This window comes from Mesoplasma grammopterae ATCC 49580 (genome assembly GCF_000701525.1).
GTDB classification, from domain to species: Bacteria; Bacillota_I; Bacilli_A; order Mycoplasmatales; family Mycoplasmataceae; genus Mesoplasma; species Mesoplasma grammopterae.
The window spans coordinates 238,563-261,294 of the sequence record NZ_JNJC01000001.1; the positions used below are offsets into that span (position 1 = coordinate 238,563).

23 protein-coding genes are annotated in these 22,732 nt (G+C 27.4%); 6 read left to right on the forward strand and 17 right to left on the reverse strand.

Annotation, left to right across the window (positions count from 1 at the left end; genetic code table 4):
- Window positions 1–96: 96 nt before the first annotated feature.
- The 4 genes from T314_RS0101145 to T314_RS04065 all read left to right on the forward strand — a co-directional run bounded on the left by T314_RS0101145 (window position 97) and on the right by T314_RS04065 (window position 2,283).
- Window positions 97–1,005, forward strand: coding sequence for a DUF7916 family protein (locus tag T314_RS0101145; protein WP_029511822.1), 909 nt, complete (start codon window positions 97–99; stop codon window positions 1,003–1,005).
- 135 nt (window positions 1,006–1,140) lie between these two features.
- A complete protein-coding gene (locus T314_RS04055) occupies window positions 1,141–1,398 on the forward strand; it encodes a hypothetical protein (protein WP_199785486.1) in 258 nt (85 codons plus the stop codon).
- 101 nt (window positions 1,399–1,499) lie between these two features.
- Window positions 1,500–1,766 (forward strand): hypothetical protein, encoded by a 267-nt coding sequence (locus T314_RS04060; RefSeq protein WP_199785487.1) that lies wholly within the window; start codon window positions 1,500–1,502, stop codon window positions 1,764–1,766.
- Between the two features lie 25 nt (window positions 1,767–1,791).
- Window positions 1,792–2,283 carry an amidohydrolase family protein gene (locus tag T314_RS04065; protein ID WP_199785488.1) on the forward strand — a complete coding sequence of 164 codons (492 nt, stop codon included), beginning with the start codon at window positions 1,792–1,794 and terminating at the stop codon, window positions 2,281–2,283.
- Window positions 2,284–2,299: 16 nt separating this feature from the next.
- Here the strand turns inward: T314_RS04065 and T314_RS0101155 are convergent, their stop codons facing one another.
- Together T314_RS0101155 and nagB are read right to left on the reverse strand one after the other, a co-directional pair.
- Window positions 2,300–2,965, reverse strand: coding sequence for a copper homeostasis protein CutC (locus T314_RS0101155; protein WP_029511823.1), 666 nt, complete (start codon window positions 2,963–2,965; stop codon window positions 2,300–2,302).
- 2 nt (window positions 2,966–2,967) lie between these two features.
- The gene (gene nagB / locus T314_RS0101160; protein WP_029511824.1) at window positions 2,968–3,693 is read right to left on the reverse strand and encodes a glucosamine-6-phosphate deaminase; all 726 of its coding nucleotides are present in this window, start codon (window positions 3,691–3,693) and stop codon (window positions 2,968–2,970) included.
- A gap of 122 nt (window positions 3,694–3,815) precedes the next feature.
- Here nagB and T314_RS0101165 point away from each other — a divergent pair, with 122 nt between their 5' ends.
- A complete protein-coding gene (locus tag T314_RS0101165; RefSeq protein ID WP_029511825.1) occupies window positions 3,816–4,652 on the forward strand; it encodes a MurR/RpiR family transcriptional regulator in 837 nt (278 codons plus the stop codon).
- A 22-nt stretch (window positions 4,653–4,674) separates the two neighbouring features.
- Here the strand turns inward: T314_RS0101165 and T314_RS0101170 are convergent, their stop codons facing one another.
- The 6 genes from T314_RS0101170 to T314_RS0101195 form a co-directional block, all read right to left on the reverse strand.
- Complete coding sequence (locus T314_RS0101170; protein WP_029511826.1) at window positions 4,675–6,276, reverse strand: CTP synthase; 1,602 nt, start codon at window positions 6,274–6,276, stop codon at window positions 4,675–4,677.
- 72 nt (window positions 6,277–6,348) lie between these two features.
- Window positions 6,349–6,762 carry a DNA-directed RNA polymerase subunit delta gene (gene rpoE, locus T314_RS0101175; protein ID WP_029511827.1) on the reverse strand — a complete coding sequence of 138 codons (414 nt, stop codon included), beginning with the start codon at window positions 6,760–6,762 and terminating at the stop codon, window positions 6,349–6,351.
- 24 nt (window positions 6,763–6,786) lie between these two features.
- Complete coding sequence (locus T314_RS0101180) at window positions 6,787–7,995, reverse strand: HD domain-containing protein (protein WP_029511828.1); 1,209 nt, start codon at window positions 7,993–7,995, stop codon at window positions 6,787–6,789.
- Between the two features lie 9 nt (window positions 7,996–8,004).
- Window positions 8,005–9,453 (reverse strand): glutamate--tRNA ligase, encoded by a 1,449-nt coding sequence (gene gltX / locus T314_RS0101185; protein WP_029511829.1) that lies wholly within the window; start codon window positions 9,451–9,453, stop codon window positions 8,005–8,007.
- 47 nt (window positions 9,454–9,500) lie between these two features.
- The gene (locus T314_RS0101190; RefSeq protein WP_051612874.1) at window positions 9,501–11,231 is read right to left on the reverse strand and encodes a dicarboxylate/amino acid:cation symporter; all 1,731 of its coding nucleotides are present in this window, start codon (window positions 11,229–11,231) and stop codon (window positions 9,501–9,503) included.
- Window positions 11,232–11,262: 31 nt separating this feature from the next.
- On the reverse strand, window positions 11,263–12,591 hold the full coding sequence (locus T314_RS0101195) for an FAD-dependent oxidoreductase (protein WP_029511831.1): 1,329 nt from the start codon (window positions 12,589–12,591) through the stop codon (window positions 11,263–11,265).
- 177 nt (window positions 12,592–12,768) lie between these two features.
- On the opposite strand from T314_RS0101195, the gene T314_RS0101200 reads away from it, so the two are divergent.
- Complete coding sequence (locus tag T314_RS0101200; protein WP_029511832.1) at window positions 12,769–14,685, forward strand: type IA DNA topoisomerase; 1,917 nt, start codon at window positions 12,769–12,771, stop codon at window positions 14,683–14,685.
- A 31-nt stretch (window positions 14,686–14,716) separates the two neighbouring features.
- Here T314_RS0101200 and T314_RS0101205 read toward each other — a convergent pair whose 3' ends face one another.
- The 9 genes from T314_RS0101205 to deoD form a co-directional block, all read right to left on the reverse strand.
- Complete coding sequence (locus tag T314_RS0101205; protein WP_029511833.1) at window positions 14,717–15,235, reverse strand: hypothetical protein; 519 nt, start codon at window positions 15,233–15,235, stop codon at window positions 14,717–14,719.
- A 124-nt stretch (window positions 15,236–15,359) separates the two neighbouring features.
- The gene (locus T314_RS0101210) at window positions 15,360–16,754 is read right to left on the reverse strand and encodes a uracil-xanthine permease family protein (RefSeq protein ID WP_029511834.1); all 1,395 of its coding nucleotides are present in this window, start codon (window positions 16,752–16,754) and stop codon (window positions 15,360–15,362) included.
- A gap of 179 nt (window positions 16,755–16,933) precedes the next feature.
- Window positions 16,934–17,647, reverse strand: coding sequence for a YgjP family zinc-dependent metalloprotease (locus T314_RS0101215; RefSeq protein ID WP_029511835.1), 714 nt, complete (start codon window positions 17,645–17,647; stop codon window positions 16,934–16,936).
- On the reverse strand, window positions 17,619–18,713 hold the full coding sequence (gene ychF, locus T314_RS0101220; RefSeq protein WP_029511836.1) for a redox-regulated ATPase YchF: 1,095 nt from the start codon (window positions 18,711–18,713) through the stop codon (window positions 17,619–17,621). The genes T314_RS0101215 and ychF overlap by 29 nt, the downstream gene beginning before the upstream one ends.
- A 1-nt stretch (window position 18,714) precedes the next feature.
- On the reverse strand, window positions 18,715–18,912 hold the full coding sequence (locus T314_RS0101225) for a DUF951 domain-containing protein (RefSeq protein WP_084322426.1): 198 nt from the start codon (window positions 18,910–18,912) through the stop codon (window positions 18,715–18,717).
- Window positions 18,912–19,616: a 16S rRNA (guanine(527)-N(7))-methyltransferase RsmG gene (rsmG, locus tag T314_RS0101230; RefSeq protein ID WP_029511838.1), complete on the reverse strand. Its 705-nt coding sequence runs from the start codon at window positions 19,614–19,616 to the stop codon at window positions 18,912–18,914. Before rsmG ends, T314_RS0101225 begins: the two co-directional genes overlap by 1 nt.
- A gap of 98 nt (window positions 19,617–19,714) precedes the next feature.
- Window positions 19,715–20,332 (reverse strand): CDP-diacylglycerol--glycerol-3-phosphate 3-phosphatidyltransferase, encoded by a 618-nt coding sequence (gene pgsA, locus T314_RS0101235; RefSeq protein WP_029511839.1) that lies wholly within the window; start codon window positions 20,330–20,332, stop codon window positions 19,715–19,717.
- Window positions 20,301–21,890 carry an APC family permease gene (locus T314_RS0101240; protein ID WP_029511840.1) on the reverse strand — a complete coding sequence of 530 codons (1,590 nt, stop codon included), beginning with the start codon at window positions 21,888–21,890 and terminating at the stop codon, window positions 20,301–20,303. The genes pgsA and T314_RS0101240 overlap by 32 nt, the downstream gene beginning before the upstream one ends.
- Before the next feature lie 114 nt (window positions 21,891–22,004).
- Complete coding sequence (gene deoD, locus T314_RS0101245) at window positions 22,005–22,712, reverse strand: purine-nucleoside phosphorylase (protein WP_029511841.1); 708 nt, start codon at window positions 22,710–22,712, stop codon at window positions 22,005–22,007.
- Window positions 22,713–22,732 lie beyond the last annotated feature (20 nt).

A 22,732-nucleotide genomic window follows, 5' to 3' on the forward strand; every position in this document is an offset into this window, starting at 1 on the left:
TTTTAAAAATAGCATAATAGAAAAAAATTCCAAATACATTAACTTAGTTTGTTTTATCTTTGAATTGGGTATTATTAAGATATAAGGGGGAATAATATGAGATATTTATCTTTAACTGCTTCAGAGATTGAAAAACTTAATTCAAGTGAGTTAATTCAGTCAATAAAAAATTGCGAAGGAAGGATTTTGGTTAGTGAAAATATAGTTACACTTAATCCTTTACTACAAACTATAACAAATTCAGAATTAGCTGCCGCAATGGGAGCAGATATTTTATTATTAAATTTATTTGATGCTGAAAAACCTGAAATAAAAGGAATGCCTAAAGAAATTAAACCATTTGAATTAATTAAAAAGTTAAAAGAATTTACAGGTAGATCAATTGGTGTAAATTTGGAACCTGTTGATCCAAATTTTTCTGATCAGAATAAAGAATTTTGAAAAATGACTAAAGGAAGATTCGCAACTGTAGAAAATGTTAAAAAGTTAAAAGAACTTGGAGTTGACTTTATTGTTTTAACAGGAAATCCTGGAAATGGAATAACAAATGAAGAAGTTGTTAAATGTACAAAAAAAATTAAAAAAGTTTTTAATAACAATATCGCAATCTTTGCTGGAAAAATGCATGGAGCTGGTTTAGGAGATGCAATACTTAAAGATGAAGAAATAAGAGAATTAAAACTTGCTGGAGCTGATGTTATATTAATTCCTGCACCAGGGACAATTCCCGGAACAACAGTTGATTTAATATCAAAAAAAATTAATCTTATTCATGAGTTGGGATTATTATCTATGACATCAATTGGTACTTCTCAAGAAGGGGCTGACTCACAAACAATAAAAACAATTGCATTAAATGCTAAAATGTGTGGAACTGATATTCATCATATAGGAGATACAGGTTATCCTGGAATAGCTGTGCCTGAAAACATTACAACATATAGTATTGTTATAAAAGGAATTCGCCACACTTATTTTAGAATGGCTTGCTCAATTAAACGATAAAATGAAAAAGCGTTTATAAGCGCTTTTTTTATTACGTCAAAATATTAAAAAACAATACAAAAAGAGAATTATTTTCATAATTAGTTTTTTTATTGCTTCTTTACCAAATGTATAATCAATATATAACAGGAGCGATTGTTTATATTAATTAAAAATGGAAAGATTGTAACTCTAGAAAAAATAATCGAAAATGGATATATCAAAATAAAAGATAATAAAATATTTTTAATAAATGAAGGTTCTACAATTTTAGAAGGAATTGATGTTCAAGATTCATGAATAATGTCAGGTTTCATTGATTGTCATGTTCATGGTGGATATGGTGTTGATTTTGAAACAGGAAATAAAAATAGATTTGAAATATTTTCAAAAGTGTTGCTAAAGAAGGAATAACAAAATATTATCAAGCTACAGTAACAAACTGTGAAATAGACAATAATAAATATTTAAAAGAATTCAAAAAAATTTATGGAAGACAAAAACGAAGGTGCTAAATGCTTAGGAATTCATATGGGAGCTCCTTTTATTTCAACAGAAAAAAAGGAGCTCACGATGAAAAATTATTAACACCACCAAATATTGAACTAACTAAAAAATGAAATGCGATTTCAGGAAACAATATAAAAATAATAACATTTGCTTCTGACTTACAAGATGGTGCTTTTACTAGATATTGTATTGCTAATAACATTTTGCAAAGTATTGGCCAATCAAATATGGAGGCTAATCAATTCAAAAAAAGATTATTTATTATGTGTTAAACATATTTGTCATATTTTTAACACAATGAGTGGTATTGATCAAAGAAGGCCAGGTTTAACGACAGCAGCTTTAAATTATTCTGATGTTTTAGTAGAAATTATTTCTGATGGTGTTCATATAGATGATGAAGTATTAAAATTAATTTACAAAATTAAAGGCCCAGATCAAATATCTATAATAACAGATTCAATGAACGCTAAGGGTTTAGATGATGGTAAATATAAATTAGGTAATTTAGAAGTTATTAAAGATGGTATGACAGCAAAATTAAGTTCTAATGAGGCTCTTGCTGGAGCAGGAGCAACTTTTGATCACAATGTTAGAAATTATAAAAGAGTTTGTAATTTGGAAATTACTGATTTGGCAAAAATGGCTTCAACCAATATTGCTAAACAAATGAAATTATCTGATACAGGACCAATTGAAGTAGGGAAGCTTGCCGACATAGTTATACTTGATAATGAACCAAAAGTTTTATTAACAATTGGCAAAGGAAAAATTATTTATAAAAAATAAAATAGTAATTTAATTACTATTTTTTTACTATTTTTTTAAATTTGTTTATTTTATCAATATCTATTCCTGAGTTTCAAGTTCCATCAATTCTTGCAGCTGTACCTATATGAATTTCATCTGCGACTGGTATTATTTTTAAAATATTTTTTTCATTAACTCCGCCACCCGCTAAAACTGTCACTTTATTTAAATTTTTAATTTTATTCAAATTTTCTGTATTTAACTCTATTGTTTCACCACACGCTGTCAATACTGTATTAACGCCCAATGAGTAAAGAGTTTCAATTCCTTTTTCAAAATTTTTAACTTGATCAAACGCTTTATGAAATGTTACGGTTTTATCACCTTTTAATTTCATTATTTTTTTCATTCTGTCTATATTTATTTCGCCTTCAGGAGTAATTATACCTACCACTATACCTGATACTTTTGTATTTTTAATATATTTTAAATCTTTTAGCATTTTTTCAAATTCATCTTCTGTATAATAAAAATCTCTTGCTGAAGGTCTTAAAATTACATTTACTGGTAACTTAGAATTTTCACCAGCTTGCTTAATTTCTTCATAGCTTGGAGTTAATCCGCCAACTTCAAGACTTGTGCAAAATTCAATACGATCAGCATTTGACTTATTTATATGTAAAATATCTTCTAAATTTTTTGCAATAATTTCTAATATCATAATTATTTGTTTCCTAACTGAGATGCAGCTTCTTCATCTACTATAACAATCACATTTGAGTGTTGTTGTAATATTGTACAAGGTCACTCAACAGAAATTTCGCCTTGAACTAAATGCTTTATTGCTTTAGATTTATTTTTACCTGTTGCTAACAAAATTATTTCTTTAGCATTCATAATTGATTTAAGGCCCATAGAAATTGCTTTTTTTGGAACTTCATCAATATTTGTAAATAATCTAGAATTTGCTTTTATTGTTGATTCAGTTAATTTTACTTCTGAAGTTAATGACTCAAAATCTGTATAAGGTTCGTTAAATCCAATATGGCCATTTATTCCTAAACCCAATATTTGTAAATCAACCCCACCATTTTTACTAATTAAAGAATCATATTCTGAAGGATTTTCAACATTTATGCCACTTGGAACATGTGTATTATTTAAATCAATATTAATATGATTAAACAATTTGTCATTCATAAAATATCTATAAGATTGACTGTGTGTTGGTTCAAGTCCTTTATATTCATCTAAATTAAAAGTTTTAACTAATGCAAAATCAACTTCTCCTTGATTGTAAAAATTTATCAAATTATTATATAAAGGTATTGGAGTAAAACCTGTTGCTAATCCAAGCACTATATTATTTTTTTCTTTTATTTTTTTTATTACTATTTGCGAAGCTTCAAGTCCGACTTGCTCTTCATTTTCAAGTTTAATTACTTTCATATTACTCCTTATTTTATTTCCTTATTATTTTAATCTAAAAAACAAGCATTTTAACTTGGCCTAATTGGAAATAATTTTAATGATGTATAATTAAAAAAAAGAATAATGGGGCATTATTTAAAATGAATAAAGAAATTTTTAAAATTGATGAAGAAGAAAATATCGATTCAACAAAAAACAATATGATTAAATACATAAATGAGAATACAAGTGATTTTTTGGCAATTAGTATCGACTCTATTGCAAGAAAAGTTGGTATTTCTGTTTCTTCTGTTTCAAGATTTTCACAAAAAATGGGTTTTAATAGTTTTAAGGATTTACAACTATATGTTAATGAAGAAAATATTAAAAAAAATAAAAGCTACATTATAAACGATGGAACTACAATTGAAGAAATCATTGAAAATATTACAACATATAATTCTTATACAATAAAGGAAACATCTGATATTTTAAATAAAAATGAAATTGATAAAATAACTAAAAAAATTATTACTTCAAAGGTTGTTTTAATATACGGTGTTGGAAGTAGTGCACTTGCCGCTCAAGAGCTAAATACTAATTTAAAAAAGACAGGTATAAACTGTGCGTACTTTTCAGATTTTCATAGTGTTTTAGCAATTCTATCAACTTTTAATGATGATGGTTTGGTTATTTTAATTTCATCTTCTCTAAAAAGTCATGAAGTAAAATTTATTTATGATTATTGTTATAAAAATAAAATGCAAAATTTATTAATTACAAAAGATACAACAATATTAGAATATGAACCATCTTATAAGATAACTTTCAAAACAATTGATCAAAAAGAAAGATATTCATCTATTTCATCAAAAACCGCTCAACTTTTTATTGCAGATATTATATTTAATAGTGTTGCAAATGATTTTGTTAAAAACAAAAAAGAATTAATAAAAAAAACAAATGATTTAATTTCTGAATGAAATGAAATGAAATAAAAAAATCTCTTTCGAGAGATTTTTATTTTGTTTTCATAATTATAGCTTCCACAAATCCTTTGAATAATGGATTTGGTTTATTTGGTCTTGAAGTAAACTCAGGATGATATTGGCTACCAACAAAAAATGGGTGATTTGGTAATTCAATCATTTCAACTAATTTTTTTTCTTCATAAATACCTGAAAACACTAAACCTTTTTCTTCTAATGGTTTTTTGTATTCGTTATTAAATTCATATCTATGTCTATGTCTTTCAAAAACTTCTCTACTTCCATAAAGTTTTTCAGCTTTTGTTCCTTCTTTAATTGTTGTTTTATAGAATGCTCCTAATCTTAATGTACCACCTAAATTTTGAACATCTATTCCTCTGATGAAATCAAAGATAAGAACAGCTCCTGAGTTATCAAATTCAGTTGAATTAGCTTCTGGTAAATTCAATCAATCTCTAGCCATTGAAATAGTTGCAATTTGCATTCCTAAACAAATACCCAAATATGGAATACTATTTTCTCTAGCAAATTTAGAAGCTAAAATCATTCCTTCGATTCCTCTGTCTCCAAAACCTCCAGGAACCAAAATACCTTTTGCATTTTGTAAAACTTCTTTATAATTTGACTCATTTAATTTATCGGCTTGAATTCAATTGATTTTTAATTTTCTTTTAAATTCATATCCAGCAATTTTTAAAGATTCAATAACTGATAAATATGCATCCTGTAATTCAATATATTTTCCTACAAAAGTAACTTCGAATTCTTCTTTTGATGCTTTTATTTTTTCACAGAATTTTATTCAAGATTCCATGTCTGTTATTTTAGTTTTAATTTGCAGTTGATCTAAAACTAAACCATGTAAGTTTTGCTCATACATTTCTAAAGGAACTTCATATATTGATTCTTTATCGATTGCATCAATAACATTAGTTGTAGGAATATTACAAAATAATGAAATTTTTTCTTTAATTTCTTTTGAAGAATGTTTATCAGTTCTTTGAACAATAATATCAGGTTGGATTCCTAAACTTAATAATTCTTTAACTGACATTTGAATAGGTTTTGTTTTGTATTCTTTTGATGCATTTAGATATAAAAGTAAAGCAACATGAATAAACACAACATTTTCTTTTCCTTGTTCCATTCTTATTTGTCTAATAGCTTCAATGAACGGTTGAGATTCAATATCACCAACAGTACCACCAATTTCTGAAATGATAACATCAGCACCTGATGATTTAGCAGCTTGGTAAACTTTATTTTTAATTGAATCAGTTATGTGTGGAACTACTTGAATAGTTTGTCCACCTCAATCCCCACGTCTTTCAGCATTAATTGTTTCTAAGTAAATTTTACCTGCTGAAGTTGAAGACATTTTTGTTAACTTTTCATCTATAAATCTTTCATAATGACCTAAATCTAAATCAGTTTCTCCACCATCATCAGTTACGAAGACTTCTCCATGTTGATATGGACTCATTGTTCCTGGGTCCACATTTAAATAAGGGTCAAATTTTTGCATAAAGACTTTTAACCCGCTCGCTTTTAATAAATTACCTAATGAACTTGCAGTAATTCCTTTACCTAAGCCAGAAACCACTCCACCTGTTACAAACACAAATTTTGCCATAATACTATCTCCTTTTTTTAAAAAAATAAAAAAAGTTGCTAAAACATAAAAGTCGCAACTTTTCTTTAATTATTACATACTATCTTCATCATCATTGTAATAAATTGATGTTGAATCTTCTTCTTCCTCTTCGACAAAAAGGTCATCATAAACCTCTGGGTTTTCATCATCTTCATCTTCTGAAACCACTTCATCATTTTCGTCATCAGATTCATTTTTTTTCTTTTTAACTGGTTTTGAGTCAAATTTTTTCTTGATGTCCTCAATTTTTGAGTCGTCGCTTAACGCTCATTCACCTTTAGTAGAAAGAGCGAATCTAACATCAAGAACTAAATCACTATATAAATCTGCAATAGCTTCATTTTCATCATTTTTGTGATTTATTGCTTTATCTTTGATTGATTCTCAAATAGCCATTAATTTCATTGGACTTTTACGTTTTCTTAAAAGCTCATAAGCCAAGTCAATATTTGATAAACTTTCCATTCTATTCACCCTTACTCTCTATATTTACATTACTTCTTTTGGAAAAAAGTATTTTTTAATTGTTTTTTCATCTTCAATTAATTTAACTGTATTAGCCAATAAACTAAATTTAGTTAATGATTTCACTACATTGTTTTTGTCAACTATATAAATAGTTTGATCTTTGCCATCTGTTACACCATCTTTATAAATGCTAGGTTTTTTAACCTTAGGTTCAATAAAATAGTATTTAGGATCTTTGCCGTCTTCTTTTAATAAGGTTTTAATTTCTCTTATTTTAAATTCATCTGCCTCTTTTAATTTTAAGAAATTTCTATTAATTAGCCGATCAGATAAATCATTAAGAATATGGTCATTTTCTTTTTGACAACTTTTCATGATATCAAACATTGTAAAATCATCTAAAATTAAGTATAAATGTATTGGAATATTTTGTCCATTAAAAATATAACTAAAATAATTATTTATTCTATCATCCAAAAATTTATACCCTTTTTCATTTAAATCAACAATTCTTTCAAATCAGCTTATAAGTGTTACATCAAAAGCTGTTGATATTTTATGTTCATAAACTTGCTTATACATGTGGTATCTTCCAAGTAAATATGACTCAATTGCATGAATTGTTTTTTTAGGAAATATAATTTTGTCATCCATAATTCTAACATTTCTAATTAAAAATTCTGTATCTAGTGAAGAATAATTAACACCGCAATAATATGAATCTCTCATCAAGTAGTCTATTCTATCTGCATCTAATTGACTGCTAACTAATGAATTTAAAACTTTATTTGGATATTTACCTTCTAGTATAGCAATTATATCTTCAGGATCAATCTTGTGTTTTTTTAGAATTTTTGAAATGTTTCCTTCAGGATTTCTAATTATATCAGCACTATATTCTTCATGACTTCTATTGCTTATTTTTTCAAATGTATGAGAAAACGGGCCATGACCAATATCGTGCATTAAACCTGCAAGTAAAACTATTTTCTTTTCTTTAGCTGATATTTTTTCAAAATCAGGCGCTTTAAGAAATTGAGAAATGATATGGTAAACACCTAAACAATGAGTAAATCTTGTATGTGTTGCTCCAGCATAAGCAAATTGAGCTCCACCTAATTGAAGAATTCTTCTTAATCTTTGCATTTCTGGTGAATTAATTATTTCCATAAAAATCTCATCATGAATAAATATGTCACCGTGAATACTATCTCTAAAAACTTTTTCCATAATAATTACCTATTTAACCTTAGCTATGTTTACTAAAACTTTATCTTTACCTAATAAATAAATAACATCAGCTAGTGAAGGCCCATGTTCAGAGCTTGAAGAAGCAATTCTGATAGGCATAAATAAATGTTTACCTTTTTTACCAGTATTTTCGCTAACTAATTTAATTAAAGATTTAATATTTTCGATTTCTCATTCGTTTAAAGTAGATATTTGTGTTTCAAATTCTTTAATAACACTTTCGTGTTCTTCAATTGTTTTCAATATTTCAATTGTTTCACTTGTAACATCAACTTCATTAAAGAATATATTTAAATGATTATTGATTTGATCAGCAAACTCTAATTCTTTTTTAAATAAAAGTAAAACTTGATTTAGTCAATCTTCAGATTTATCTTTAGTATTAAACATTTCAGTATTAATATATTTTTTAGTAAATTCTAAATATTCTTCTTCAGATAAGGCTTTCATATATTGAGAATTTATTCACTTCATTTTTGTCATATCAAATGTTGAAGGAGATTTACTAAATCTCTTATCATCAAACATTGAAATTAATTCTTGCTTAGTCAACAATTCTTTTTCTCCAATTGGTGATCAACCTAATAAAGAAATGTAATTAAACATTGCTTCTGGTAAATAACCTTGATTTTTATACTGTTCAATGAAAAATAAAGCATTACCACTTCTTTTTGACAATTTTTTACCAGTAGAATCAACAATTAATGACATATGTCCAAATTGAGGAGTTTCTCATCCAAAAGCTTGATAAATTAAAATTTGTCTTGGTGTATTTGAAATATGTTCTTCACCTCTTAAAACATGAGAAATTCCCATGTCAAAATCATCAACAACAACAGCAAAGTTATATGTCGCTATTTTATTAGTTTTTAAAATAACAAAATCTCCTAACTCTTTAGAATCAAAAGTAATTTCACCTTTTATAAAGTCTTTAATATTCAAAGTAGTTTCAGGAACTAAAAATCTAATTGAAAAATCTTTATTCGATTTTAAATTTGACCCAATTTCACTTTCACTTAATCTTGCACACTTTCCAGAATACTTAGTAGCAACTATACCTTTTGCAACTTGATCTTCATAGTCTTTTTCCAATTCTTCAGTTGTACAAAAACAACGATATGCTTTTTTTATTGAAATAAGTTTTTCAGCAAGTTCTTCGTATCTACCAAATTTTTGAGATTGCATGTACTTACCATATTTCTCTTCACCAGGTTTTAAAAATGATTCATCTGCATTTATTCCAAGTCAATTTAAGTTTTCAAATTGTGATTCAATTGCTCCTTCAACATTTCTTTCTAAATCAGTATCTTCTATTCTTACAATAAAATCTCCATTATAATGTTTAGCAAATAAATAATTCATTAAAGCTGTTCTTGTATTTCCAATGTGTAAGAAACCGGTTGGCGATGGCGCATATCTTAATCTGAACTTAGTCATGTATTCTCCTTTGTAATTTTCAAACTTTATATATTTTATCAATTTTTTTATTTGTTTGTTTTCTTTTTAGCTTTTGACGCTTTTTTTAAGTTTTCTTTTTTTTCTTTATTTTCAATTAATGCTGTTAATTTTTTTTCTGATATTAACTCTGTACCTTCTTCAAATAATAATTCATCTTTTGCAACAAGCGTGGCAGCAAAAATTCCACCAGTAACATTTGTTGCTGTTCTACCCATGTCAAATAAACCATCAATAGCACCAAAAATTGCATACACAGGAGCAAAGAAAGCTCCAAAACCAATTCCATTTAAAACGGCAGATGTTACAACAGTTGCAGTACCTGGAACACCGGCAATACCAATACTTGCAACAATTGTAGTAAATAGTCCTAATATAAAGAATGCAAATATGTTCATTGTTGCAACAGTTTCAGAACCTGTGTATAAAACAGAAGTAATTAATCCCGCTTGAACCCCAGCACAAGCAACAAGTCCAAGTGAAGTAGATAGTGGAGCTACTATGCTTGTTACTTTATCTTTAATTTTCATTCCATTAGACAATGTGTCCATAGTTACTGGCAGTGTTGCATTTGAAGACTGTGTTGAGAAAGCTTGAACAAAAGGTCTTCAAGCATGTTTTCATCAAGCTTTAACATTAATTCCTGATAAGAATAAAATTAAAGTCATAACACCTAACATAATTATTAAACCTAAATATCCAACGCCTAATATTAAACCTATAGAAGCAAGTGCACCTATAGCTCTTGTTGTAATTGAAGTTGTCAACATGGCCATTACTGCTAATGGCATTATTTTCATAAATGTCATTAATATAGACATAACTATATCTCAAGCTCTGTCCATGAAATTCATTAAATTATCCATTGACTCAGGATGTTTTTTTCTTACGAATGTTGTTGCATATCCAACCAATGCAGCAAGCACAATAACGGGTATGATTGCTGTTGCAGATAATGTAGCAACAAAATTAGAAGGTATATATCCCCAAATTATTTCTGGTAAAGCTTTAGAATCTGTTCTTCCAGAACCACCAGGTATTTGTTGATCAAAATTTAATCCTTTACCAATTTTTAATACGTATCCTATTCAAAAAGTAATTGTAAATGCAATAGCAACATTTATTAATAAAATAGCTACAGCTTTTCCAGATATTCTTCCTAAGCCTTTACTTCCAGGTTTAGCAACAACTCTAAAGATTGCAATAAATACAACTGGTATTGTAATTAATAAAATACCATTAATAAATATTTGTTTTAACATTGATGCTCATGTATTAAATTCAATTATTCAATCTATTCCAGACTTAATTGACTTTTCAGCGACAACAGAACCAACGAAAGCAACCTTATATCCTTCTACAAGAGAAGAGTCTGGCATAAATATTTCACCTTGAATAAGTTGAGCTGCCTCTGGTTTATTCACAATAGTTGAAATCATGACATAATCATTACTACCTTTAATATAATATTTAGAAATATCTAATCAATTGCCATCAACAAGCGCCCAAGCTGATTGTCCATCATGTGAAAATCATGAACCTCCAGGGAAACCTATAATAGCTTGAATTGCTATACCAAATATTAAACCTATAGATATACCTATAAATATTCTGTATACAAACTTAATTTTTATTTGTCTTAATCCATATCAAAACCCACCCATTAAACCAAAAAACAATACAATCGCTAAAAGTGATTGTCATGTGCTTATGCTTAAAAAGTTTTGAAGGAAAGTTTCTTTAAAACTGCTTAATAACATTTTTATATCCTCTTTTTTCTCTTTATTTAATCTATATTAACTTACTTAAAGCAATGTGAATAATATCTGTTGTTCTTGAAAACGGTGGAGAGTATGGTAAATCAATCTGCTCTAAATCTTCATCAACTTTACTTCTTGCCCAAATTAAACCAACTAATCCATAAATTCTTAAAACAGATTTATTTTTTCCTATCATTTGCACGTTAATAATTTCTTTAGTTTTAACATCTACGATTATTTTCAATCATAAATCTTCTTGACCAGTTACATAATTAGTGTGATCCTTATCTTTAATTAAAACTTCTTTAGTTTCAATACTGTTCATATCAATAAACATTCTATTTTCACCGGTTCTCGCTAACTCTAAATCAAAGAATCTTATTATTGTTGTTCCTAATGCCCCAACAAATTTACTTGATTTATTTTTATTAATATTATTTGCTATTATTTTCGCTTGTTTATTTGCTACTGTTGCTAAATAAAATGTTTTTGAGTTTTTATATAAATAACTTAAACTGCTACAACAATCTCCGCCTGCGTAAACATTAGGAATATTCGTTTCACAATATTCGTTAATTTTTATTGCACCATTATTTTCTAACTCTAAATTAGTATCTCTTAAAAATGAAGTGTTTGGTGTAACACCAATACTTAAAATAACCACATCACATTTTATTATTTCACCATTAATTGTTTTAGCGCCAGTTACTTTGCCATTATTATCTTTAACAAATTCTATAACTTCATTATTTTTAAATAGCTTTATTTCTTGATTTGAAATTTCTTTTTCTACTAATTCAGAAAACTCTTCATCAAATAAATTTTTTAACACTCTATCTGCTTTTTCAATAATTGATATTTTTGCTCTTGTACTATGTTTAATATTTTCAACCATTTCTAAACCAATTAAACCTGATCCTATTATTAAAACGTTACTATCATCATTGATTGTTTTTCTAATTTCAATCGCGTCTTCTTTTGAATTAACAGTAAATATATTTTTGGCATCTATATTTTTAATTTCAGGAGTTATTGGTTTTGCACCAACAGCAATAACTAAATTGTCATAAGAAATCTGTGACTCCTCAAAAATGACCTTTTTATTTTCAAAATCAATTTTGTTTACTTTTGAATTACTAATAACAGAAATCTGTGACTCCTCAAATTTTTCAATCTTTCTTGCAATTAAGGTTTCTGGATTTTCAAAATTATGACCTATATAATATGGTATTCCGCAAGCTCCAAACGAAACATAATCCTTATCCTGAATAACAACTATTTCATTTTGTTCATTTAATCTTTTAAGTTTAGCTGCAACACCCATACCTGTTGCTGAACCACCAATAATAACAGTTTTCATTTTGCCTCCATTTTTGAAATTATTAATATTATAGTCTTATTTTTTAAAAAGTAAAAAGTTATTATAAAACTATAGTTTTAATTTAATAATATATATAAGCCTAAAATGAAAAAAATAAATTTTAGTTGAAATTATGTTTAGAAAAGGTTTAAATTAATCAATGAAAGAAGTGTGGACATGGCAAAATATTTAGTATTACTTGAATCACCATCAAAGGTTGAAAAGATTAAACATTATTTAGAAAAAAACTTTCAAGAAGATTCTTTTGAGGTTTTAGCTAGTGGTGGTCATATTAACAGAATAGCAGACTCTGGACCTTGAGGGCTTGGAATAGACCTTCAAACAATGACGCCAACATTTAAAATAGAAACAACAAAGAAAAAGAATGTTTCTGAAATTCTGAAGGCTGGTAAAAGTGCTGACAAAATTATTCTTGCTTCCGATCCCGACCGTGAAGGAGAAGCTATTGCTTGACATTTAGCAAATCTTTTTGCTAAAGATAATAAAGAAATAAAAAGAATAACATTTAATGAAATTACTGAAAGTGCTGTTGTTAAGGCTTTTGGTGAAATGAGAGAAACAGATTTAGATTTAGTTAACGCACAGTTATCTAGACAAATGTTAGATAAAATAATCGGATATATGGTTTCTAATTCTCTTCAAAAAAGTACGGGGTTATTAAGTGCAGGTAGGGTTCAAACACCAGCATTAAAAATACTTGTTGATAGAGATAAAATAATTAAAGCTTTCATTGAAACTATTTATAAAAAGATTTTTGTTATAGATCAAAAACAAAATGTTAAATTATTTTTATATAAAGACGATAATAACTTAGTTATAAATGATCCAAAAAATTATTATATTTCTGAAGAACAATCTAAAGTTATTATAAATAACTTAGGTGAAGATTATAAATGTACAAAATATAAAGCTAAAGAATTTGAAGTAAGAAGTTTTAAGCCTTATTCAACAGCTAGTTTGCTACAGGACGGTTTTAGTAAATTAAGAATGAGTGCAGCTCAAATTACAGTTGCTGCTCAAAAACTTTATGAGGCAGGACTTGTGACATATATAAGAACAGATTCTAATAGATATTCTAGTGATTTTGTTCTTGAAGCTAAGAATTTCATTGATAAAAATTTTAAAGGTGATCTTTTTAAAGAAGCTGTCCCTGTAAGAACTCAAGCTAATGCGCAAGAAGCCCATGAGTCAATTAGACCAACAGATTTAAATCAACGACCAGAGAACATATCTTCACAAATAGAAGACAAAAATATGATAAGACTGTATAACTTAATTTGATGAAATACAGTTAAATCATTAATGAAAGGTCCTAGTGGTTTCTATCACAACTGAACTTTCTGAAATAACGGTTATGAATTTAAGCAAAGTTGAAAAGAAGTATTGGATTTAGGATACAACAAATTGGATAAATTTGAAACTGATGAGGATGTTGAGCTTGATGAAAATGATGATGAAATTTCTAATGATGATGAAATTAAGCCACCCTTTGAATTTAAGGAAAATTATGTTTTCTCAATAAATAAGAACGCAATAGTCATAGAAGAGGCTAAAACATCTCCACCAAGAATGTTTAACCAAGCAAGTTTGGTTAGAGAACTAAAAGATTTGGGTATTGGAAGACCTTCAACTTATACTCCAACTCTTTCAAAATTAAAAGAGCGTGAATATGCAATACCTCATAGAGGTAAACCGTTTGAAGTTACTGAAAAAGGGTATCAAGCAGAGGAGTTTTTATATGATAAATACGAAGATTTCTTCAATGTTAACTACACAGCTAAAATGGAAGAGAATTTAGATGAGATAGCAGAGGGTAAATTTGATTACAAAGATTGAATTAAGACAATTTATGAAGACTTAAATGCATCTGTTAAAGCTCAAATTCAAGAAGCTAAAACTAGTGACATAAAATGCCCTAGATGTCATGAAGGTAGTCTTGTATTTATTAAATCTAAATTTGGTAGAGGTAGAGGTTGTTCTAACTTCACAACAACTAAATGTGGATATCGTGAATACGAACAAAAAGATGGTTCATGATTAGAATACGTTGCTAAAGCAAAAGAAACAAAATAAAAAACAAGGATTTTTAAAACCTTGTTTTTTATTATATTTTTAAAGATTTTAATAAAGTTTCTTCATCAATCAAATATATTTGCTTGTTAATTAGATTACAATTTATAACAAAAAAACTTTGTAACACAAAACCTGAAAATTTTACTTGTTTAAATCTTTCTTTTAGTAAATCATTGTATAAAACAACTTGTAATGCTTCTTTGTTTTTAACAAGTAATTTAGTTGTTTTAATATCTCCTATTACATACTTTTTAAGTTTTGTATTTATTAGTAATAAATCAAGTATTTCAACGTATTCTTTTCCTATCATTGAAAGTTCGCTTATTATTTCTCACCCTTCAGATTCAGGATAGTCATTAAAAATTTTGTTTAAAACTCATAACAATCAATCTTTTATTTCAAAATGTGAATTGATTTCACAACAATTTTCTGTTGTTTTTTCATTTATAAAGTTTTCAGCTATTTTGTGTAAATGTATGTCTCTTGCAATTGCTAAATCTAATATTTGTTTGTGGGAGATACAATTTTTATTGATGGATTTGGATATCATAAAATCTATTGGTTACGAATTTGGTGAGCATTTAATTTATCCTGTTCACTGAAAAGAAGGTTTTAAAATAAAAGAGATTATTGCGAACAATAATCATCCTTATAATAAATTAAAATAAAAATTTTTATTTTTTAAATTTAGATTTTATTCATTCTATACACATGAAACCTTCATTTAATTTTGTCGGTAATATTAAATTTAAAATTATACCTGTAAATGCAGCTAGCCCCAATCCAGGTAAATTGAATGAACCCATGTCTATTCCTTCACCTAATACACTAAGAACGACTCCAATTACTAATACTGTAGCTGATATAAATACATTTCTCATATTCATAAAATCTGTTTTACTTGTTACCATTATTCTTACACCATTAATACTTATAAATCCAAACATAATCATTCCAACACCACCCATTACAGGTTCTGGTAGCATTGATATTGTTTGGTTAACTGGTGCAACAAATGACAAAATTATAGCTATTACCGCAGCTCCTCCAGTTACTCACACAGATGCAACCTTTGTCATACCAATAACTGCTGTATTTTCACCATAAGTAGTGTTTGGTGGGCCACCAACTAAACCATCAAATACTATAGAAACACCATCTGCGATAAGTGTTCTATGTATACCGGGATCTTTTACAAAATCTTTTTTAGTTATATATCCCATTGCTATATGATCACCAATATGTTCTGCCATTGCAATTATTGCTAATGGTGATATTGCTAATATCGCTGGCAATATATTTTTGGCTTCTTGTTTTCATAATGGTTTAAATGAAGGATATCACTCCCACTGAGATACATCTGTTATTTTTGTTGTATCTATTAATGTTGAATTTTTCATTGAAAAATGAATAATTAAACTCAAAACAAATCCTGATAATATTCCAATCATAACTGGAATAACTTTTGCTATCCCTTTAGCTTTCAATGTTACTATAATAGTCACCATAAAAGTAAATATTGCTATTAGTGCTGCAATTCATTGTGCATATCCCTTTGCTGAATCACTTCAGCTTTTTGCACTTGTTATACCCGCATTGGCTAATGCAGATGGTGCTGCACTCAAACCAATTACCATTATTAAAGGTCCTATAACAATTACAGGAAATATTTTTTCAATAAAACCAGTACCTAAATAATATACTAATATCCCAAATAATATATAAATCAATCCAGCAACCATTATGGCTACAAATACCGAATTTCCATATGCTTGATAATTCATTCCGATTGCTGTCATATATGCAAATGAACTACCTAAATACATTGGTACCTTTGCTTTTGTTAAAGCAATATATATTAATGTTCCAACACCAGAACAAAATAATGCCATTGAAGAAGTCATCACAACCTCTTTAGCAAGACCATTTATAATAATAGGAACAAGTACTGTTGATCCAAACATAGCAAAAACATGTTGAATAGAAAATACAAATCATTGTCCATAACTTTTTGGCTTTTCTCTTGGTTCTAAAGCAAGACCTATTTCTTCTTGTTTTAACTCTTTCATTTTTCCACCTCTTTCCGTTTTTACAAAAAAAATAATCGTCTATAAAAGACGATTATTTGGTTGTTAAAAACTTGCTTTCGATTATTGGTGGATTTTTAAAAAATTGCTTAATTAATGTTTTCATAAAAATACCTCCAATAAATCTTAAAATTTATTATAGTTTATTTAAGATAAAAAATCTATATTCCTGTTGAATTTAATTGAGTTTGCAATTCTTTATAATTTGGACAATATCTTTCAACGAAATGTCAAAATTCTTTTGAGTGATTTGGGTGTAAAATATGTGTTAACTCATGAATGATAACATAACTAATGATTTCATCATTAAAATGCAATAATTTTGTGTTGTACGCTATTTTAGAATCTTTAGGCAAACAATATCCTCATTTAGCCTTCATAAGTTTAACATTGACATTTCTAAATTGAACATTCATTTTCAAACTTCAATCAATTGTTCTTGAAATGAATCAATTTTTATAATGCTTAGCTAAAATACTATAAAGCTTTTTAACTTGTTCTTCTTGGTTAAAGTAATTTTTCATATAAATCTTATTGTTTTCAATTTTAGATCTTGTTAAATTTTCATCTATTATTATTTCCAGCTCTTGGTCAAAAACTTTTACTCAAGGTTTTAAAGTATTGAAATCATATACTGATGCAATTATATGTTTATTTTGAACTGAAACTATTTTTGAAATATTTTTATAAATAATTTTTTCAACTTCTCAATCAGGTGTATTAATAGGTGCACTAATTCTAACTTCGCCTTGTATAACTCTTAAAATGATGTGTTTCTGTTCTTTATATGTAATTGTATAGCTTAAGTTGTTGCCTTGGTATGACAACGTTTTTTTAATTTTTAAACTAGACATTAAATTTAAAGAAACAAACATCACCGTCTTGCATTATGTAACCTTTACCTTCAAGACGCATTTTTCCAGATTCTTTAACTTTCTTTTCATCCCCTAATTCAATAAGGTCTTGGACATTATAAATATCTGCTTTAATGAAGCCTCTTTCAAAGTCGGTATGTATCACACCTGCACATTGAGGTGCTGTTCACCCTTTTTTATATTGTCAGCTTCTAGCTTCTTGTGGCCCTGCTGTAAAATATGTTTCTAAGTCTAGTGCTTCAAATGCTGCTTTTATAACTTGTTCTAAACCAGAATACTTAACACCTAAGTCATTTAAAAACTCAGTTTTTTCTTCAGGTGTTGCTTCGCTTAAATCTTCTTCAATTTTGGCACAAATTTTTACAACTGAAGCGTTATTATTTGAAGCAAATTCTTTAACTTGTTTAACATATTCATTGTCTTCAATTAATTCATCATCATTAACATTAGCAACATAAATAAAAGTTTTTGCAGTTAAAAACTGAAAACCTTTAAGAATTTTATCTTCTTCATCATTTAATTCTAATGTATTTAAAAGTTTATTTGAATTTAAACATTCAGCAGCCTTTTTTAGAACTTCCATTTCAGCTACCAAAGTTTTATCTCCACCACGAACTTTTGGAGTTATTCTTTCAATACGTTTTTTAATTGTGGCTTCATCAGATAACATTAATTCTAAGTTTATGATTTCAATATCTCTTATTGGATCAACACTTCCCTCAACGTGTGTTATATCTTTATTTTCAAAACATCTAACAACTTCACAAATTGCATCAGTTTCTCTAATGTTAGCTAAAAATGCATTACCCAAACCTTCACCTTTTGATGCTCCTGCAATTAAACCTGCAATATCAACAAATTCAATTGTTGTAGCTATTTTTTTCTTTGAACTAAATATTTCATTAATTTTATCTAATCTTTCATCTGGAACTTCAACAACACCTACATTTGGTTCTATTGTTGCAAATGGATAATTCGCTGCTTCTACATTTGAATTTGTTATTGCATTAAATAAAGTTGATTTACCTACATTTGGTAATCCTACTATTCCTACTTTTAAACTCATCTTATTCTCCTTCTTTTTTTAATATTTGTTTTATTTGTTTATCTAAAACACTTCTTCTTAATTCTATAAATAAATCAAACTTGTCAGTACTTTTAAATTTGTATAGCGCACCAATGCGAATTAGTTCTCATTTTATAGTTCCACTTGGGTGCGATTTTTTAAAGACAACTAAATCACCAATTTGTAATTCTGTATGCATTATTTTTTACCGCTCTCTTTAACTATTTTTGCATATTCTCTTGGGTAAAGTTCTGGGGTTGATTTTTCTTTTTCATAAAATAAATTTATTCTTTCTCCAAAACCTGTATCAGCAAGAGACTGTTTATTAATTAATTTTATTTTAAGTTTTTGATCAATATTTTTTGAGTTTGTGATTTCCTCATCAGCTCTTGGTCCTTTTAACAAAATTAATTTTCCTTGAACCTTTAAGAATCTAACAGCTAATTCTAAAATCACATCCAAATACGCAACTGCTCTAGAAATTGCTATATCATATTTTTCGTTTTCAATTCTAGCCAATTCTTCTGCTCTTGCGTGTTTTGCTTCAATTTGTTTTAGGCTTAGTTTTTTAATTACAATGTTAAGAAAATTTATCTTCTTATTATTTGAGTCAATTAGAGTAATATCTGTTTCAGGAAAAAATATTTTTAAAACTATTCCTGGGAAACCAGGGCCTGTTCCAATATCAATAATTTTTTGATTATCAATTTTTGTTTCCTTTGTAAATAATAAAGAATCTAAAAAATGTTTTTCATAAACATCTTCTTCATTTGTTATTCTTGTTAAATTATATTTTAAGTTTTCTTCAACAAGTATTTTATAATACTCACTTAATTTATCTTTTATTTCTTCTGATGGAACAAAGCCTAAATTATCTTCAAAAATTTTTCAATTATTAAACATTGTTCACATCTCCTTTTCTTCTTTTAACTTAAATTATTATAGCACATACCTTCTTTTTTGATTGCTAAATAAAAAGGAACATAAGTTCCTTTTGTTTACTAAAATAAATTTTTTCTTGCTTTTAAGAAATAATCTAAACCACTATATAAACTGAATGCTACAGCTATATACATTGGAATTAAAATCAACTGTTCTTGTCAAACTTCTATATCAAGAGTAAATGAGCTAAAAAAGAATAAAATTGATAATCCAATCATTTGAAAAACTGTTTTTAATTTTCCAAAAATTCCTGCAGATAAAGTTATATTTTTTGAACTCAATATCATTCTAATAAAATCTACAAATATATCTCTTAGGATTAAGACTAAAGTTACTCAAACAGGTATAATAGAAATACTTGAAGCGAATAAAATTAAAGTTGCATTAACAAGTAATTTGTCTGCTATTGGATCAAAGAATTTCCCAAATTCTGTAACTTGATTATTCTTTCTGGCTAAGTATCCATCTAAAAAATCTGTGAAACTAGCTACGATAAATACAATACCAGCTAATAGCATTGTTAATGTTATGTGGAATGTTGAAGCACAAGTTCCAATTATATAACTTTTATCTCAATAACAAATGTTTGATATAACGAGCATTACAACAACAGGAACTAAAAGTAATCTTATTAGAGTCAATCAATTAGGTAGATTTAATTTTTGCTTTTGTTTCATTATTTAATTCTCTAAGTTCTTGGGCTTCTTTGGCTGCCATTCAGTTATTAACTTTCATGTTTTTATCAATTTCGCCTTCAAATCCATTTTCAAATGGATTTATTTTGAACATTCTTTCTTGTAATAATCATATAACAAAAGTTGCAACCAAAGTTATAATAAAAATTATTGTAAACATCATACCACCATTTGTAGTTCAATCATTTTTTTCAGGATTGACTAACTGTGGTGCTAAAAGAACAATAAACCCACAAGTTGTAAAAAATAATAATAGAACAGAAGAAATAATAGCAGCAGGTCAAAAAAACTTAACTTTTTCAACTTTAACTTTTTGAGTTTTTCTATTAATCATTGCTGAAATAATTAAAAATGCAATAACTGCAAATATTAAAACAACGCAAGCTGACGACATATTTTCAATATATGTAATAGGACCTGTTATAGATCCACTATTTCAATTAGTTAAAGCACCTAATAAAATTAAAACAACATAAAATGAACAAGAAATTGCTAATTGAGTAAAAGCAGATGTTTTAAAACTTGCTTTGCCTTTTTTTAAATAAATCAATTTCATATTATGATCAGATAATAAATTTGAAGTCCCAAAGTGAGTAAACATATTTATGTTAAAGAAAAATATTAAGAACATTATTGTAAACACGATTATTTCAGCTGCTTTTCTTGCTTTCATATTATCAGTATCTTTAAATCCTGAAAAAACTTTAACTAAAACGGTTTGAACTGTTCCATCTCCTCCTAAAAAAAGAGAAAAAGCCATTAAAACATAAAATAAAGTTATAAAAAGTAATCCTAATATTATAGCTACTGGAACAACTTTTTTATTTTTTGCACTTTTTTGAGTATTCGCTGTAAAAATATAACCATCAAATGAAAATAAAATTGCACCAATTCCTCCTAAAAAATTCATGAAAACTAATTTAGTCGGTTCAGTTTGCCCTTCTTCCATAGGAATACTCATTCCGCTGCCACCTTGGTTAATAGCAAATAAAATAAAACCTGCAAAAAAAGCTAAAATTAAAGGTATGAATTTTATGAACATTGTTCAAAATTGCATTTTTCTTGATAGATTAGGTGTAAAAATGTTTATAAATGCAAATAAAACATAAAGACCTACTCCAAATATTAAATAAATACTTAAAAGTGCACCTGGATTTGGTGTTAAACCCGTCGCCATTAAAAAATACGCAATAGTTAAGCTCACAAATATTGATTGATAAGCTGGCATATAAATAGTTGTATATAATACAGAAACAAATGACGCAAACTTTCTATTAATAAATAATTTACATCAGTTACTTACTGTTCCGTTTCCTTCTTTTTCAGTTGATTTTGCTATTTCCATAAAAACAACAATTGAAATAACACAAACTAAACCAATTACAAGTCATAATACAGTTGCTATTCATGGACTTTTTGTTTGTTCTAATAATTCTTTATTTTTAGCATAAATTCCTGAACCAATACAAATTCCTACAATAAGTAAAAATAAGTATCAAAATTCATAAACCTTAGAACTTTTATCTCTTTTTTTAAACATCGATTTTTTCTCTTTCTTTTTTAAGTTAGTTATAAAAAAATATATCAAAAAAATAGAGGCAAAACAAGTCCAAGTAAAAAGACACATATAAATGTGCCTTTAAAAAGTATATTTTTAGTTAGATTCAACAGCAACATCTAAAGCAATTTCAACCATTTGCATAAAATTGTTTTGTCTTTCTTCGGCTGTTGTAACTTCTTTTGTTACCAAATTATCTGATATTGTTAATAAACATGCAGCTTGTTTTTTAGCTTTTATTGCATTTGCAAATAAAGCAACTGATTCCATTTCAACAACATCTAAATTGTTTTCTTTTACAAATTCAGTAATATCATCATGACGGTAAAATACATCTGCTGAATGTGCTCTTCCAGTTAATGTTTTAACTTTTTTATCTTTAGCAATTTTTTCAATCAATGAATAAAGTTTATCTCCTGCTTTAATAACTTTATCATCAATATTTGCTGCTAATTTAGCATAGTTACTATCTCCATACGCTTCTTTTACATTGTAAACATCATAAACTTTGATTTCTTCTTTGTAACTTCCAGCTGAACCAATTCTAATAATGTTTTCTACATTATAAAAATTGAATAGCTCATATGAATATATTCCAATACTTGGGCAACCCATTCCACTTCCTGCTATTGTTACTTGTATACCTTTATATGTTCCTGTGTACATGAACATATTTCTAACTTCGTTAACTAACTTAACATTTTCTAAATATGTTTCAGCAATTTTCTTAGCTCTTAATGGGTCTCCTGGCATTAAAACAGTTTTTGCAATTTCTTCTTTTTTTGCACTAATGTGTGGTGTCATAATAATTCCTCTTTTTTCTA